This window comes from Halorhabdus tiamatea SARL4B (assembly GCF_000470655.1).
Classification (GTDB): domain Archaea; phylum Halobacteriota; class Halobacteria; order Halobacteriales; family Haloarculaceae; genus Halorhabdus; species Halorhabdus tiamatea.
In genome coordinates this window covers 1,174,726-1,188,637 of record NC_021921.1, presented here as the reverse complement: position 1 = coordinate 1,188,637, position 13,912 = coordinate 1,174,726, and the positions used below count along the sequence as shown (strand labels likewise).

The following is a 13,912-nucleotide window of genomic DNA, read 5'->3' as shown; positions in this document are numbered from 1 at the left end:
TCGGTTTGGGCGATCGGACGAAACTACGTCTCACAGCCGTGGTAACTCGCTCGAACACTCCCCGCAATACGAGTAGGTCGTCTCGTTTTTCGCGCCACATTCCGGACATCGAACGTACAGTTCGCCGTCTTCGTACGCCGTGGGTGGCTCGCGGTCGGCTTCGCGATCGGCCCCGTAGCTGGGTTCCCCGCGGCTCGATCGCTCGGGCTGGGTTCCCCACGGCGAGCCAGCGGGCAACGAGTTTCGCCACCCGCTCTTTGCGCTTGCCGTGCCGCCGGTAGCGAACAGCACGAGGCTGGCGACGACGAGCAGGAGGTCGACGGTCGTCAGGTTCGCGAGCGACCGCTCCGGCGGGGCGAGAAACGGCCCGACAGCCCCGAGGACGAAGAGGGTGACGCCGGCGAAGTAACAGACGAGCGCGAGCGCCTGCCAGGCGAGCGCCGATCGAAGTGACTCGCGCATACCTGTGTTGACGGGCCGGGAGCGTATCAAAGTACCGTCAGAACTGGCCGGTCGACTCGAGTACCGCCCGGTATCGCTCGCCGGCCGCGTCCTCGGCCCGGATCGCGTCGAGAATCGGGTCGCCGAGCCACGCCTCGTCGACGTAGCGGTCGTAGACGGGCAACCGCTCGCGCAGTGGGACGCCCGCACTGTCGGCGATCGCCCGGAGTTCCTCGAGGGCCGGCCAGGCGTAGTCCGGGTTGACGTGGTCGTCGGTGACCGGCGAGACACCCCCGAGGTCGTCGACCCCACAGTCGAGGAGCTCGCGCGTCCGGGCCAGGTTCGGCGGGACCTGGACGCTGATCGCCTCGGGCAATCCGGCCCGTGCCATCGCGACCGTCCGGCCCATCGTCTCCAGGCTCGGCGGCTCGCGGTCCCAGCGCTCGTTCGGCGAGACGGGCTGGACGATCACCTCCTGGACGTGGCCGTACCGTTCGTGCAGCTCGGCGATCGCCAGGATGCTCTCGGCGCGATCCGTCCAGTCCTCGCCGATGCCGACCAGCATCCCGGTCGTGAAGGGGACGCCGAGTTCGCCCGCGGTCCGGATGGTCGCGAGTCGCTGGCCCGGCTCCTTTCGGCGCGAGCCCGCGTGGGCGTCGACGTCGGCTGTCGTCTCGAGCATCACGCCCATGCTGGCGTTGACGTCGGCGACCTGGGCCATCTGCTCGCGGGTCTGATCACCCGGGTTCGCGTGCGGGAGCAACCCCTCGTCGAGGGCAATCTCGCAGGCCTCCCGGAGATAGGAGTGAATCGAGTCGTGGCCCCACTCGGCGAGTTGGTCGTGGATTGCGTCGTAGCGGTCGTCGGGATCGTCGCCGAAGGTAAAGAGTGCTTCCGTACAGCCGGCGTCAGCTCCTTCTCGACAGATCTCACGGACTTCCTCGGGCGAGAGCAACGAGGCCTGGCCCGGCGGATCGTAGTAGGTGCAGTACGTGCAGGTGTACCGGCAGGCGGTCGTCAGCGGGACGAAGACGTTCCGGGCGAAGGTAAGTGCCGCCGGCCCGCCGTCCTCGCCTGGGCCGGCCACGTCTTCGGGGCCGACCGACAGCAGTCGCTCGCGCTCGGCGGGATCGATCGTGACGTCGACGTCGTATGCCTCGGCCCCGGGAATCACGTTCGGAGTTCGGAACACGGCAGCCAAAAACGTTCTGTCGACGGCAGCGTGTCCCCGGACGTTCCTCTGAGACTACCGCTCGATGCTCACGCGGCCCGCCTCGCTCGCAAGCTCGAACCCGTGTTCGCGAAGCCACGCGGCCGCCCGTCCCTCGCCGTGGAGCAGGACCTCCGCGAGGTCGGCCGGGTCGTCGACGTCGCTTGCCAGCCGGAAAGAGTCGACCTCGGCCATTTCCGCCCCAATATCATGGGCGATTTCCCGGTGGTCCGTGATCGAGGCGTCGTGATAATCGACCCGGAAGTCGGGGTGGCGAGCGACGATTGCGTTGGTTCCCCCGCCCCGTCCAGGCGCGAGCACGACATCGCCGCCGGCCGCGAACAGTCGACCCAGTGCGTCGGGCGTCGCGAGCGCGAGGTCGGCCATGACGATCGCTACCGGTCCGTCAATCTCGGCCAGCCGGTCGTTCACGGCCGCGTCCAGCGTTCGCTCGTCGACGACGACGGGCCACTCGCAGTCGACGTCGCTCGTCGCGAGAATCGTCGGTTCGAACCCGACGGATTCGATCGTGCTCGCGACATCTTCGAGCATCGCGCGTGCGAACTCGCGGCGCTCCTCGATGTCGAGAACGGGAGACAGACGGGTTTTCGGCTCGCGGCCGTCGAACGGAACGACGACGTGCATCTACCGGAGTTTGTCGTAGTCGTCCTGCTGGGAGCGCCAGTAGTAGATCCCGCCGCCGATCAGTGCGATCACGACGAGCGCGCCGACGCCGTACAGGACCAGCCGGGTCGTCTGGGCGGACTGTTTGGCGGATTCGGCCGCGTCGATCGCGCTCTCAGAGAGGTTCTTCGCGTTCGGGAAATTGCCGTTCTCGAACGACGAGATCGCTCCGGAGAGGTCGCTCTGTGCCTCGTCGCTGCTGGTATCGTTGACAGCCGCGTCTGCCTCGTCGATCAGCGCCCGCGCGTCGCTACTGTCTGCGGTGTAGTGATGGACGGTGATCGTCTCGATGTCGTTTTCGTTGTTGCCCTGAACCCGGTTGAAGTCAGCCCCGACGAAAGACTGTGGTGGGTCGTAGGAGAACTGCTCGACCGGTGGGACTGTCCCCGTGATCGAGACCTCGACGTACTTGAGGTTCTCCGCGCCGGTGATCGGGACGTCGAACGTCGTCGAGCCGCCAAAGCGGGTCGTGTTCTCGTCACCGCTTGGCGTGACTTTCGTGACCTCCCAGCCGGTCACGTTCTGCAGTTCGGTCGTCCCGTTGAGCGTCCACTCCTCGGAGGTCTCGTAGACGTCCGAGATGGTAGCCGAGACGGTAATCTCCTCGCCGACCTGTGCCTCTGCTGGGGCGTCCGCCGAGACCGACGCCGCCGTAACGACGCCGACTGTGGCGAACGCGAACACCAGCACCGCCAGTAGGGTGATCCCCTTAGAAGAGCGGATCCAACTCATCTTCGTCATCTTCTACTAACGCCTCTAAGTTCTCTTCGCTTTCGTCTCGAATGTCGTCGATGTTGTCCTGGGCCTCGATGGCCACCTGCTGGAGTTCCTTGATCCGCGGGACGTTGTGAACGCCGGAGAGCAGGATGACCGAGGCGACGTATCCCGAATCGGCGACGGGGTAGTCCCCACCCCGGACCTCCATGCTCCCGGTCTGCTCTTCGAGCCACTTGCGCCCGCGTTCGATGCCCTTCCGGTTGAGATGCCTCGAGGGACCCGACAGCACGAGCAGCGCGCGCTCGGACCCTTCGATCTCGCAAGGCAGAGTCAACCGGCCCAGCGCGGCCTTCCGGACCAGCGAGGTGATCCGGTTGGTCGTGTTTGCCGACTCCATCGAGTTCGTGGAGTCGTCGCCACGGAACCGCGAGAGGAGCCCCCCGTCGTCGTCCAGGTTGACCTCTTCGGCCGCGTAGCCGACCGTCGAGACGCCGCCGCCCGCCAGCGTGTTGATGATCTCGCTGGAGTCGACGACGCTCTCGGCGACTTCGCCACCCTGTTCGACCTCGCCCGCACCGAAGAGGATGCCAAAGCGCTTGACGATCTCGTCGTTGATCTCCTCGTAGCCCGCCTCCATGGACTCGCCTGTTTTCCGCCAGGCGTCGTTGTCGAAGACCAGCAGGTTGTCGACCTCCCGGACGAACGTCTGGAACGACCGGGCGGCGTTGAGCGTGTAGATGCCGCCCTCGTCGCTGCCGGGCAGGATGCCCAGGCCGTAGACCGGTTCGGTGTAGATCCGCTTCAGATGCTTGGCGAGGACCGGCGACCCGCCCGACCCGGTCCCGCCGCCGAGGCCGGCGATGATGAGGAACGCGTCGACCTCGTGGACGGGGATGTTGTCGATGGCCCCCTGAACCTCGTCGATGTCCTCCTCGGCGATCTCCGCGCCGAGTTCGTTGTCCGCACCGACGCCGTGTCCCTTGACCCGCGCCTGGCCGATCAGGACACGGTTCTCCTCGGGGACGCGCTCGAGGCCGAGCAGGTCGGCCTTGGCGGTGTTGACCGCGACCGCCGACCGGACGATGCCGCTGCCCGTCCGTTCGTCGTACTCCAGGAACTTGTCGACGATCTTCCCGCCGGCCTGCCCGAAGCCGATCATGGCGAGTTTCATAAGTGTATCTCTTGGCTCGAAACAGTCGGAAAGCGCGTATAAGCTTTTTGCCCCGTTCCCGCGTCTGATAGTGGGCCACGTGAATGCGTCGCCGGGCTTCGATTGGCGAATCAGATCCCGTGGAGATACTCCTCGAGTGTGAGCAGGACGTCCGGTTCGGTCCCGAAGGCTGTGACGTCGTTCTCGGCAGTCGTGTTGTCGAACCGCAGTGAGCGGTACTGATCGGATCCCATCGGGAAGCCCGGAACTGCGCCGCCGATCGAGAGCCCGACGCCCGCCAGCGCCATCGGGACGGGGACGACCGCGACCCGGCCGCGAACGAGCTTGGCGATCTGTTTGAGCGTGAGCTGTTCCGGGCCGCCGAGTTCGTAGACCTCGCCCGCTCGATCGTCGTCCTCGACGCAGTCGGCCAGCATCGGCGCGAGGTCCTCGACCCAGATCGGCTGGAAGCGCGTCTTCCCGCCGCCCGGCAGCGGTGCGACCACTGGCGGCGTGAGCTTCTTCGTGAAGCCGACGAACTCCCCGCCGTCGCCGAAGATCACCGACGGGCGGACGATCACCCACTCCAGGGCGGACTCGCGGACAACCTCTTCGGCCCGCCCTTTCGCGCGGATGTAGTGGGTCGACCCGTCGGGATCGGCCCCCAGCGCGCTCATCTGGACGAACCGCTCGACGCCTTCGTCCTCGGCGGCTGCGACCAGGTTCTCGGTGCCGCCGAGGTGGATACGTTCGTGCATCTCGTTGCCGCCCGTCGGGATGAATAGCGGCGAGAGTGCGACCAGGTTCACGAGGACGTCGACGCCCTCGAGGGCGGGGTCGATCGACGATCGGTCCGTGACGTCGCCCGCCACTGTCTCGACGCCGTCGGGCAGTGCTGTCGGGTCGGGATCGCGTGAGAGCGCCGCCACGTCGTGGCCCCGCTCGTCGAGTTCGCGACAGAGGTGTCGACCGACGAAGCCGTCGCCGCCAGTGACAAGAACGTTCATACCACGGTATTTGGGCTCACGCCTTCTAAACCCACGGAGGCCGGCAAACCGAGCGAGATGACGGTCACTGCCGCCGCGACGAGCCGGCGGGCTTACGTATCCCGCGTTCGATCGCTCGCTATGCTCATCACGCTCGAGGGGATCGACGGCAGCGGGAAGTCCTCCGCCTGGGAATTTCTGCAGGGACACGCCGCCGACCTCGACCCCGAGTTCACCTTCACCCGGGAGCCGACCGAGTCGTGGTACGGCGAGGCCGTCCGGCGCTCGATCCAGGAAGACGACGCCGACTCTCTCGCCGAGTTGTTCCTCTATACGGCTGATCACGCCGCTCACCTCGCGAATACGGTCCAACCAGCCCTCGACCGCGGCGAGGTCGTTATCTCGGATCGCTACTCGGACTCCCGCTACGCCTACCAGGGCGCGACGCTCGCCGATCGGCTGGACGATCCTCTCGCTTTCGTCCGGGAGATCCACGAGCCCTGGACGCGACCGCCGGACGCGACGATCTACCTCGACGTCGACGCCGAGACGGGGGCCGAGCGCAGCGGCGGGACCAACAAGTTCGAACGGATCGAACAGCTCCGGGCCGTCCGGGAGAACTACGAGCGACTGATCGACGACGACCCGGAGCGGTTCGTCCGGATCGACGCGACGCGAGCGGCTGAAGCGGTGCGGGCGGACGTTTTGGAGGCAGTCGAGACGCTACTGGACGAGCAGTGATCGGCTAGATCGGACAAGCGGCCTGGTCACAGCGGTAACAGCGCGGAAGCCCACGGCTTCAGCCCTGTCTCTTACCCATAACTCGATACTATAGCGTAAGTTCAACCAGATCAGGCATGAGAAGAAGAAATCAATCAAATCTCTATCAGTATCTGCCCAAGATTAGAGAGGTCTCGATGAAGCCGCGTGAAAAGCTCAGTTGAACTCGTTATTTCGACGGGTTCCGCTGAATGAGCCGCGAAGCGCGCTCATTCAGCACCGAGTTCGTATCCTTCAGCCCACATGCGTAGCTTCTGGAGTCCTTTCCACATCGTCTCCCACCCTGGTGGCGGATCTGAACCACGATCAAGATAACCGCCGAGTTTAGCGACGCTCACTGCGTATGATTTTCCATCTTGGTCGCTCAATTCTGGAAATTTCGTTTCCAGAATTGTGCACTCTGCCTCACTCAGCAGGACCGCCGGAGATACTGAACTATCACCACGGGCAAGTTCTCGTAACTCCAGAACTTTCCACGCGATTACTGAATACATGCTCAACAGAACTTCCATCCGCTCCCAAGTCTGCAGTTGCCGTTCTTCGATGTTACAGCCACTCTTGAGCACTTTATGCCAGTCTTCAATTCGCCAGCGGAGGCCGTAATAGTCGATGAGTGTCAGTGTCTCTTCAAACTCTTCGACCGATTCAGTGGTGAGCAACACCCACTGAATCGGGTCGTCATTTTCACCGACCTCGTCGACTCTCACGACATTCGCCTCGATTGAACCCTCTTGCTCAGGATTATTCCTTGGTGCGCGCAACTCACACGTTCCAGTGGCTATCGACAACTCCACCGTTCTCGCTTCGCGCCCACCTCCCTGTTGAATCTCGATTGTTTTGCGACCTTGCTCGGCAAGGTCGCTGCTCCAGTCAAAGAGTTTTTCAGGTTCACCATCATCAGTCCAAATCCGCCGGTTTTGATTCGCTCGGACGATAAAGCCAGCACTTTCCATCTCTCCGGTGACTTCTTCGTAGAACGCGAATGAATCTGCGCCTCGGTCATGAATGAACAGCGGGCGGATATCGTCGGCAAGCCAGTCTCTGGCTTGCCTGTCGCCACGGCTCCACTTCTCATGCTCATTGTCAAGTTGAATCGGCTCTGCTTTGCCGTTGGCATCGTACTTCTCACCAGCCTGCTGGTCCTCGATCAGCGCCTGCTGATCGATGACTCCAGTCATCCGATGGGTGCGTGGATTGATTCCGATCGTGGAGTGTAGCTTGACGCCTTCGAGATCCATTTCAGAATTGCCAATGTCGCCGAGGCCCTCTTTGGAGGGATGTCTCGGAAACACGAGTTCGGTGGTATCGGAGACAATCAAGAGTTCGTCTGACCGACTCACTCTTGATTGCTGTTGCTGCTTGTGAGCAGAGAGAACCTCGTTGGGGTCCACACTGTCATTATCGCAAAATCGGTATGTAGCTTTTGTGGAGGCCCAGTCTCCGCAGGCAGCGGGGATGGACTCGGCAGGTGAGCTGCCGAGTTCATCCCCAAGTTGAACCAATCGGTCAGTCAGGCGCTTGTCTCCAAACTCAGCTGACCGAAACTCCGCTCGAATCCACCCGGAAACATCCATGTCACACAGCTGTCCATCCTCATCGAGTTCTGGCTTCCAACTCCGTGAGCGGCGTCCCATCTACCAGTCTTGGTTCGTCAGCTCCTCGATTAGGACTTGTGGGTAAGAGACAGCGCTTCAGCGGTGGGTAGCTGACTCTCGCCGGGTCCACTTCCGTCGCTTCGGTTCCCTCCGCTCAGTCATTCCCTCGGCGAATATCCCAACCCCGTCGGGTTTGCTCACTCCCAGGGGTGGCCCGCGTCCTCGGGCCAGAGGGGGTACCAGTAGGCCTCGTCGTCCTCGAGGTCGAGTTCACCGTCCAGCACGCTCTGGAGTTTGAACTCCGCGGTGGCGTCGCGCTCGCGCTCGCCTGGCTTGGGTGCGAAGGGGTAGTACGACCCGCGACGGAACGAGTAGACCCAGTAGACGAAGCGATCGCTCTCGTCCCAGCCGGTGTCAGCCTCGGGATCGCGGAAGGCGAAGACGGCCGCGAGCAGTCGCGAGCCGTAGCCGTTCTCGACGAGCGTGTCCGCGGCGAAGTGGACGCTCGTGACGAGATCCTCGACGTCGTCGTCCTCGAGGACGACCCAGGTGTAGCCGTGGGCGTCCTCGACGAACTCCGCGGTGGTCCCCGTCTCGATCTCCCCGGCGGCCAGGATCTCGCGGACTTCCGCGATCGCGTCCTGGAAGTCCGTGCTGTCGACGTCGGAGAAACACAGCGCCGCCTCGCCTGCCGGCTCGTAGCTCAGATCGGCCTCCATCGTGACGTAGGCGGTGCTCATCCCGAAGAGGTCCTCGGGGTCGGCGTCCCGAGTCGCGTCGGCCTCGGCTTTGAGCCCCAACGCTGATTTGATGCCCTCAAGCAGTCCCATACCGGTTGTTTCCGCGGTACACACTTAGTCGTCGCGCTGATGATCGCTGGGGACAGTATCGGGGCCATCGTCCGTCGCACGCGACGGGGACGGGTCCCACGAGAGTCAGTCCGACCTGCTGAACGTCGTCCCGTCAGCTTCGGGATGGGCATTCGGCTCCCGACCGAGGAGCCGCTCCCACGACGGCAACAGCGACCGGTGTTTCACCAGCAGGAACCCGACGAAGATGGCGACGAAGCCGGCCACGGTCGTCGAGTCGATCACTTCGCCGAGTACCGCCCAGCCCAGCGCGGTCGCGACGACCGGTTCCAGGTAGACGATGAGGTTGCTCTCGGTCGGGCCGACCCGATCGAGGAGGCTGAAGTAGATCGAGAACGCGACGATGCCCGGCCCAACGACGAGGAAGGCCAGCGAGACAATCGACAGCGGCGTCCAGACGATGGTGGCTGCGGACTCGCCGGTCGCGTACCCCGTCACACCGAGCAATCCAGCGCCGAGGACCATCGCCCAGCCCTGGAGTGCGACTGCCGAGAGGTCCGTCCGCAGGGGTCGCGTCGCGACCGAACCAAAGGCGAAACTCACCGTGGCGAGGACGACCAGCCCAACGCCGAAGAGGTTCACGTCCGCGACCGTCCCCACGCCGATGTCGGAAATGACGACGACGCCGCCGAGACCGACGAGCAGTCCCACGACCTGCAGCCCAGTGAGGTCGCTGTCGGGTAGCAACGCGCTTGCGAAGACGGCCGTCAGCGCCGGCGAGAGACTCACGACGATGGCTGCGACGGCCGAGGGGACCTCTTCGAGGCCGAGATAGAGGAAAGCGTGGTGGCCGGCGATCATGAACACGCCGGCGATGAGAACGGTCCCCACGTCAGCCTGCGACTGGGGATACCACCGCTGTACCATCACCGCGGCGACCGCGAGCACGACCACGCCGACGATCGCGTACCGTAATCCGGCGAACAGAAGCGGCGGGAAATACGCCAGCCCGACGTCGATCGCGAGGAACGAACTCCCCCAGAGGACGCCGACGAGCAGCGAGAGCACGAGCGTTTTCGATCGCATCACGCGACTATTCCATAGGTAGCTATAACAATCTGTCGATAACCTAAATCTGATTCAATAATCCTATCTTCAGTGGGCGCTAGTTCGATAATTCTGTCTCTCGTCGGTCATCACGCCGAGAGCGGCGAGCGGAGCATACTTACCGGTCACCGCCGAGGGTGTCACGCATGGACGAGCGCGACGTCAGGATACTCAAGGCGATCGCCGACCTCGGGACGGACAGCCCCGAGCGCCTCCACGAGGAGACGGATATCCCGATCTCGACGATCCACTACCGACTCAACAACCTCCGGGAGGACGGCGTCATCGAGAACGATCTCAACGACATCGACCTGGACGCGGTCGGTCTGGGCGTGACGGTCATCGTCGAAGTGCTCGCCGAATACAGCGGGACCTACGACGACGTCGCCGAGAAGTTCGGCGCGATCGAGGGGGTCACGCAGGTCTACCTCACGATGGGCGAGACTGACTTCATCGTCATCGCCCACCTGACCGACTCGGACATGGTCGAACGACTCGTCAGCGACTTCGAGGCTCTCGAAGAGGTCGAGCGGACGAACTCGACGTTCGTGATCTCGACACTCAAGGACAGCCAGCGGGCCCTAGAGGCCTACGAACTCAACACGCTCCTCGATGAACTCGTCGAGGAGTGACTCCAAATCGCTCCGGTCGACTCGTTGGTCGTTCGATGGGTCGGTCCGTCCCTCGCGTGCCAGGGCGTCCGGTGTACATATCTGGTTCGCCGAATCAGGTAACGCATGGACAGTGAAAGAGAGAAGATGCTGAACGGGGAGCTCTACGACGCGTCCGATCCCGAACTCGTCGCCGACCGGGAGCGTGCCCGTCGATTGACCCAGCGGTACAATCGAACCGAACCGGGCGAACACGGGAAACGCCGGGACGTGCTGGAGGACTTGCTCGGGTCGCTCGGCGACGAATGTCACATCGAGCCGCCGTTCCGGTGTGATTACGGCGAGAACATCCACGTCGGCGAGAACTTCTACGCGAACTTCGACTGTGTCGTCTTAGACGTCTGCCGGGTGGAGATCGGTCGGAACTGCCAACTTGGTCCCGGCGTCCACATCTACACCGCGACCCACCCACTCGACGCGGACGAGCGCATCAAGGGCCCGGAGTACGGCAAGCCCGTGACGATCGGCGACAACGTCTGGATCGGCGGCCAGGCGGTCCTCAATCCCGGTGTCACGGTCGGCGACAACGCTGTCGTCGCCTCCGGTGCTGTCGTCACCGAGGACGTTCCCGCCGACGTCGTCGTCCAGGGGAACCCCGCGACCGTCGTCAAAGAACTCGAGACGGACAAGTAGTCTGTTCCGTGCTCCTGGTGGCTTTTTATGGCTGTCTTCCGGTCTCATAGTTGGCAAAACTCGTTATCCTGAGGAACACTGTAGCCGGCCCGGCTCTGTCCAGGCCCCGACCTGCTATTTGGCGCTTTCCAGCGTCACCACTTCTGTGCGTTGTATTTTTTTTTTTTGGAAATGCCCGGGGAGGGCTCCGAACGACGGGAAATCAGATATTTCCCTCCCTCGCGCTCACTGGCGTTCGCGCGAGACCTTTCAGGGCTCTCCGCCCTCCACCGGCACACTCTGGAGTTGCCACTCAACGGAGTGAGTGGCGCGTTGAGAAGTGCCCGGGGAGGGCTCCGAACCCTCGATCTCCGCATGACCCAGGTCCGGGGTGACGAACCCCGTGGCCATGCCGATGGCGCACACATTGGAAAGACCCTATGAGTGCGGCGCTATGTCCAGCTAAGCCACCCGGGCTCACCCCGAGATTGCGTGAGGGTCTTCTTTAAGCTTCTCATCTGTCGATCGACCGGCGACGCCCTGCCCGGCATCGTGCCGGTCTCGCGAGTGGGTGCTCGACGCGGCGCACCCGCGGATTTATCATACCGGACCGGTACACCTTGGACATGGAGATTCCAGACCTCGTTCACGAGGAACTGGGGGGCGAAGAGATCCGCTCGGGGGTCGCGATCGGTGACGAGGAAGTCGTCTGTGCGACGCCCTCGCGGACGCTCGTCTATCGGTCTGAAGGTATCCTGAGCGACGAACGTATCGAGGAGTATCCACACGACGCCGACCGGTTGATGCTCTCGGAGGGCCGACGCAAGACGACGTTCAAGCTCACGTATGTCGACGGCACGCGCTCGTTTTCTGTCCCGGCAAGCCACGGTCGGGAGGTCCTGACGCTCCTGCTCGAAGGGATCCTGGGCGTCGACGGCGTCCTCGACGAGGGCGAATCCGTCGTCGGTGCGTTCCGATTCAGCGAACTCACGCTCGTCATTGCCGAGAACCGTCTCGTCAGACACATCGGCGAGACCGCCTGGGACGACGATTTCACCCAGTACGAGTACGCCGATCTCACCGGACTGGACTTCGAGGAGGGTAGCGTCGCGACGGAGATCGTCGTCTCGATCGACGGCCGCCCACAGCGGATCAAGACCCCGCGGGACGACGCTCGCCTCGTCGAGGAGACGATCAAGAAGGCCGTCTTCGAGTTCTACGACGTGGCCACGATGGCGGAACTCCGACAGGTCGTGGAACCGACCGACGAGGAGGCTCCGGCCGACGACGAGGTGGACGATCTTACGCTCGGCTCGGACATCGACCCGCTCGTTTCTGGGACCGAACGCGACTCGCCAGATCGGGCTGAAAGCGGGAGCGAACGTGGGGGTGACTCGACGGTCGAGCGAGAAGCGACGTCGAATCCTGCCGCCGGCTCTCAGACAGACGAAACCGCGGACTGGGAGCCCCAGGACAGTTCCGCTACTGGCGGTCGTGAACGACGAGAATCTGCCGCCGAACCTTCGACGAGTGAGCAACGTGAGGGGGCCCGCTCACACGACGATCGAATCGCCACGGAATCGGAAGCCACAGCGACCGCCCCATCCGATCGCACGACTGCCGATCCGTCGGCAGCCGACACAGACGTAGCCACTGCCGACGACGTCGAAGCGCTTCGCGAACAGGTCTCGGAGCTGTCTGCGGCCGTCCAACAGCAAAACCAGTTGCTCAAGAAGCAACACAACGCGATCAAACAGCTGCTCGGTGAGCTTCGCGACCAGTAGTTTCCCGACTGTCTCTCACTCCCTGCCGGTCACTTTTCGGATGCACGACGACCCGAACGGCCCCAGTTCGCGGTCGTCCTCGAATCGGATGAAATGGCCCGTCGAGAGCTCCGCGCCACAGCGTCGACACGAGAACTCGCCCTCGCGAGTGACGACCTGACTCTCGAAAGAGACGTACTGTCCGGTCGTGGGGCGGACGAATCCATCCTCGCGCTCGATGATCCCGCGGCGTTCGGCGGTATCGAGAATCTCACGGGTCACGTGCGGGTCGGTCGTGACCGTCTCGATCCGGTCGACCGCTTCGGCCATCGACAGTTCGGCGTCCTCCCAATGGGCGAGCAGTGTCACGCCGAGTTCCACCGGGTCGGTCGTCTCGTCCACACCGCTCGTTCGTGCTCCGCCGCCAAGAATCGTTGGCCTCCGTTGGCGACGGATTCTCAGCGCTGGTTGAGCAGCCTATGACCACAAGAGGTTTGTCGACTCCCGCACCGTTTTTCGGTAATGCAACCGGCAGTCAGACGCCAACTCGCCGCGATCGCTGGCGTCGCCGTCGTCGCTGGTGCAGTCGCCGTCTTTGGCTCGCCCGACGCGCTGCGCTCGGTCGTCGAGACGGCGGTCGGGTCGCCGCTCGCGTTCGCTGCCGTGGTGCTCGCTGTCTACACCGTTCGACCGCTGGTGCTGTGGCCGATATCTGCAGTCTCGATCTTCGTCGGCTACGGTCTCGGCGTCCCGCTTGGCGTTCCTGTCGGCCTCATCGGAGCCGTCTGTACCTCGCTGCCGGCGTACCTCCTCGCCCGACACGCCCCGCGCGAGCAGGGCATTTTCGGCCGATTACACGAACGCGGCAGGCGTGTCGTCGAGACGACCGGCGCGTTCCGCGGTGTGGCGGCCGCTCGACTTCTCCCGCTCCCGGCGGACGCGATCTCCTATGGGGCCGGCCTCTCGTCGGTCTCGACGCGATCGTTCGTCGCCGGGACGCTCGTGGGCCAGGTCCCCTGGGTGCTCGCGGGCGTCGTCGCCGGGAGTTCGATGCGGACGCTCGCCGTCGAGGGCAGCGCCGGTGGCCTCCCCCTGGTCGTCGGGGCAGCTGCGGTCGGCGTGCTCGTCCTCGCCGGTCCTGCGATTCGTCATCTCGCCGAATACGATCGCGTGCCGTTTCCCGATCCCTTCGGCTCGCAGTGATCGGATCCGTCCTCTCCGATGGCCGGTTCTCGTCAGTAGAAGGTGTCCGCACAGTCGTAGACGACGCCGTGGGCGGGACAGACGTACTTGCAGTGACGTTCGAACAGCGGGCGACCACAGCGTGGACAGGGTCGCCCGCCGGTCTCGTCCATGTGCTGTTGTTGGGAGCGCGCTGCTTGACAGT

At 63.9% G+C, this 13,912-nt stretch carries 16 protein-coding genes and 1 tRNA gene; 5 read left to right on the top strand and 12 right to left on the bottom strand.

Features of this window, described 5'->3' with window-relative positions; all coding sequences use genetic code 11:
* Nucleotides 1–30: 30 nt before the first annotated feature.
* From HTIA_RS05925 to HTIA_RS05900, 6 genes are all read right to left on the bottom strand, one after another.
* A complete protein-coding gene (locus HTIA_RS05925; protein ID WP_008525601.1) occupies nt 31–462 on the bottom strand; it encodes a DUF7577 domain-containing protein in 432 nt (143 codons plus the stop codon).
* Between the two features lie 37 nt (nt 463–499).
* Nucleotides 500–1,615, bottom strand: a complete 1,116-nt coding sequence (gene cofG, locus HTIA_RS05920; protein WP_021029630.1) for a 7,8-didemethyl-8-hydroxy-5-deazariboflavin synthase subunit CofG — start codon at nt 1,613–1,615, stop codon at nt 500–502.
* A 72-nt stretch (nt 1,616–1,687) separates the two neighbouring features.
* Entirely contained in the window at nt 1,688–2,296 is a 609-nt protein-coding gene (gene cofC / locus HTIA_RS05915) for a 2-phospho-L-lactate guanylyltransferase (protein WP_008525606.1), read from the bottom strand.
* Nucleotides 2,297–3,067 carry a flagellar basal body-associated FliL family protein gene (locus HTIA_RS05910; protein ID WP_021029631.1) on the bottom strand — a complete coding sequence of 257 codons (771 nt, stop codon included), beginning with the start codon at nt 3,065–3,067 and terminating at the stop codon, nt 2,297–2,299.
* The gene (locus HTIA_RS05905) at nt 3,045–4,223 is read right to left on the bottom strand and encodes a tubulin/FtsZ family protein (protein WP_008525609.1); all 1,179 of its coding nucleotides are present in this window, start codon (nt 4,221–4,223) and stop codon (nt 3,045–3,047) included. The genes HTIA_RS05910 and HTIA_RS05905 overlap by 23 nt, the downstream gene beginning before the upstream one ends.
* A 110-nt stretch (nt 4,224–4,333) precedes the next feature.
* Entirely contained in the window at nt 4,334–5,209 is an 876-nt protein-coding gene (locus HTIA_RS05900; RefSeq protein ID WP_008525610.1) for a complex I NDUFA9 subunit family protein, read from the bottom strand.
* Nucleotides 5,210–5,329: 120 nt separating this feature from the next.
* Between HTIA_RS05900 and tmk the strand changes: the two genes are divergently transcribed.
* A complete protein-coding gene (gene tmk / locus HTIA_RS05895) occupies nt 5,330–5,929 on the top strand; it encodes a dTMP kinase (protein WP_008525612.1) in 600 nt (199 codons plus the stop codon).
* 248 nt (nt 5,930–6,177) lie between these two features.
* Here the strand turns inward: tmk and HTIA_RS05890 are convergent, their stop codons facing one another.
* From HTIA_RS05890 to HTIA_RS05880, 3 genes are all read right to left on the bottom strand, one after another.
* Nucleotides 6,178–7,602 carry an IS4-like element ISHti4 family transposase gene (locus HTIA_RS05890; protein ID WP_020935938.1) on the bottom strand — a complete coding sequence of 475 codons (1,425 nt, stop codon included), beginning with the start codon at nt 7,600–7,602 and terminating at the stop codon, nt 6,178–6,180.
* 158 nt (nt 7,603–7,760) lie between these two features.
* Entirely contained in the window at nt 7,761–8,393 is a 633-nt protein-coding gene (gene pspAB, locus HTIA_RS05885; protein WP_008528432.1) for a PspA-associated protein PspAB, read from the bottom strand.
* Nucleotides 8,394–8,498: 105 nt separating this feature from the next.
* Entirely contained in the window at nt 8,499–9,458 is a 960-nt protein-coding gene (locus tag HTIA_RS05880; RefSeq protein ID WP_008528431.1) for a DMT family transporter, read from the bottom strand.
* A 167-nt stretch (nt 9,459–9,625) separates the two neighbouring features.
* On the opposite strand from HTIA_RS05880, the gene HTIA_RS05875 reads away from it, so the two are divergent.
* Together HTIA_RS05875 and HTIA_RS05870 are read left to right on the top strand one after the other, a co-directional pair.
* Entirely contained in the window at nt 9,626–10,111 is a 486-nt protein-coding gene (locus HTIA_RS05875) for an Lrp/AsnC family transcriptional regulator (protein WP_008528430.1), read from the top strand.
* Between the two features lie 105 nt (nt 10,112–10,216).
* Nucleotides 10,217–10,783, top strand: coding sequence for a sugar O-acetyltransferase (locus tag HTIA_RS05870; protein WP_008528429.1), 567 nt, complete (start codon nt 10,217–10,219; stop codon nt 10,781–10,783).
* A 320-nt stretch (nt 10,784–11,103) separates the two neighbouring features.
* Here the strand turns inward: HTIA_RS05870 and HTIA_RS05865 are convergent.
* Nucleotides 11,104–11,239, bottom strand: a tRNA-Met gene (locus tag HTIA_RS05865).
* A 149-nt stretch (nt 11,240–11,388) separates the two neighbouring features.
* On the opposite strand from HTIA_RS05865, the gene HTIA_RS05860 reads away from it, so the two are divergent.
* On the top strand, nt 11,389–12,546 hold the full coding sequence (locus HTIA_RS05860; protein WP_008528428.1) for a DUF7115 domain-containing protein: 1,158 nt from the start codon (nt 11,389–11,391) through the stop codon (nt 12,544–12,546).
* A 15-nt stretch (nt 12,547–12,561) separates the two neighbouring features.
* Here the strand turns inward: HTIA_RS05860 and HTIA_RS05855 are convergent, their stop codons facing one another.
* A complete protein-coding gene (locus HTIA_RS05855) occupies nt 12,562–12,927 on the bottom strand; it encodes a DUF5830 family protein (protein WP_008528427.1) in 366 nt (121 codons plus the stop codon).
* Between the two features lie 120 nt (nt 12,928–13,047).
* Between HTIA_RS05855 and HTIA_RS05850 the strand changes: the two genes are divergently transcribed.
* Nucleotides 13,048–13,728, top strand: coding sequence for a TVP38/TMEM64 family protein (locus tag HTIA_RS05850; protein ID WP_008528426.1), 681 nt, complete (start codon nt 13,048–13,050; stop codon nt 13,726–13,728).
* Nucleotides 13,729–13,760: 32 nt separating this feature from the next.
* On the opposite strand, the gene HTIA_RS17345 is transcribed toward HTIA_RS05850, so the two are convergent.
* On the bottom strand, nt 13,761–13,880 hold the full coding sequence (locus HTIA_RS17345) for an HVO_2523 family zinc finger protein (RefSeq protein WP_008528425.1): 120 nt from the start codon (nt 13,878–13,880) through the stop codon (nt 13,761–13,763).
* Between the last annotated feature and the right edge of the window lie 32 nt (nt 13,881–13,912).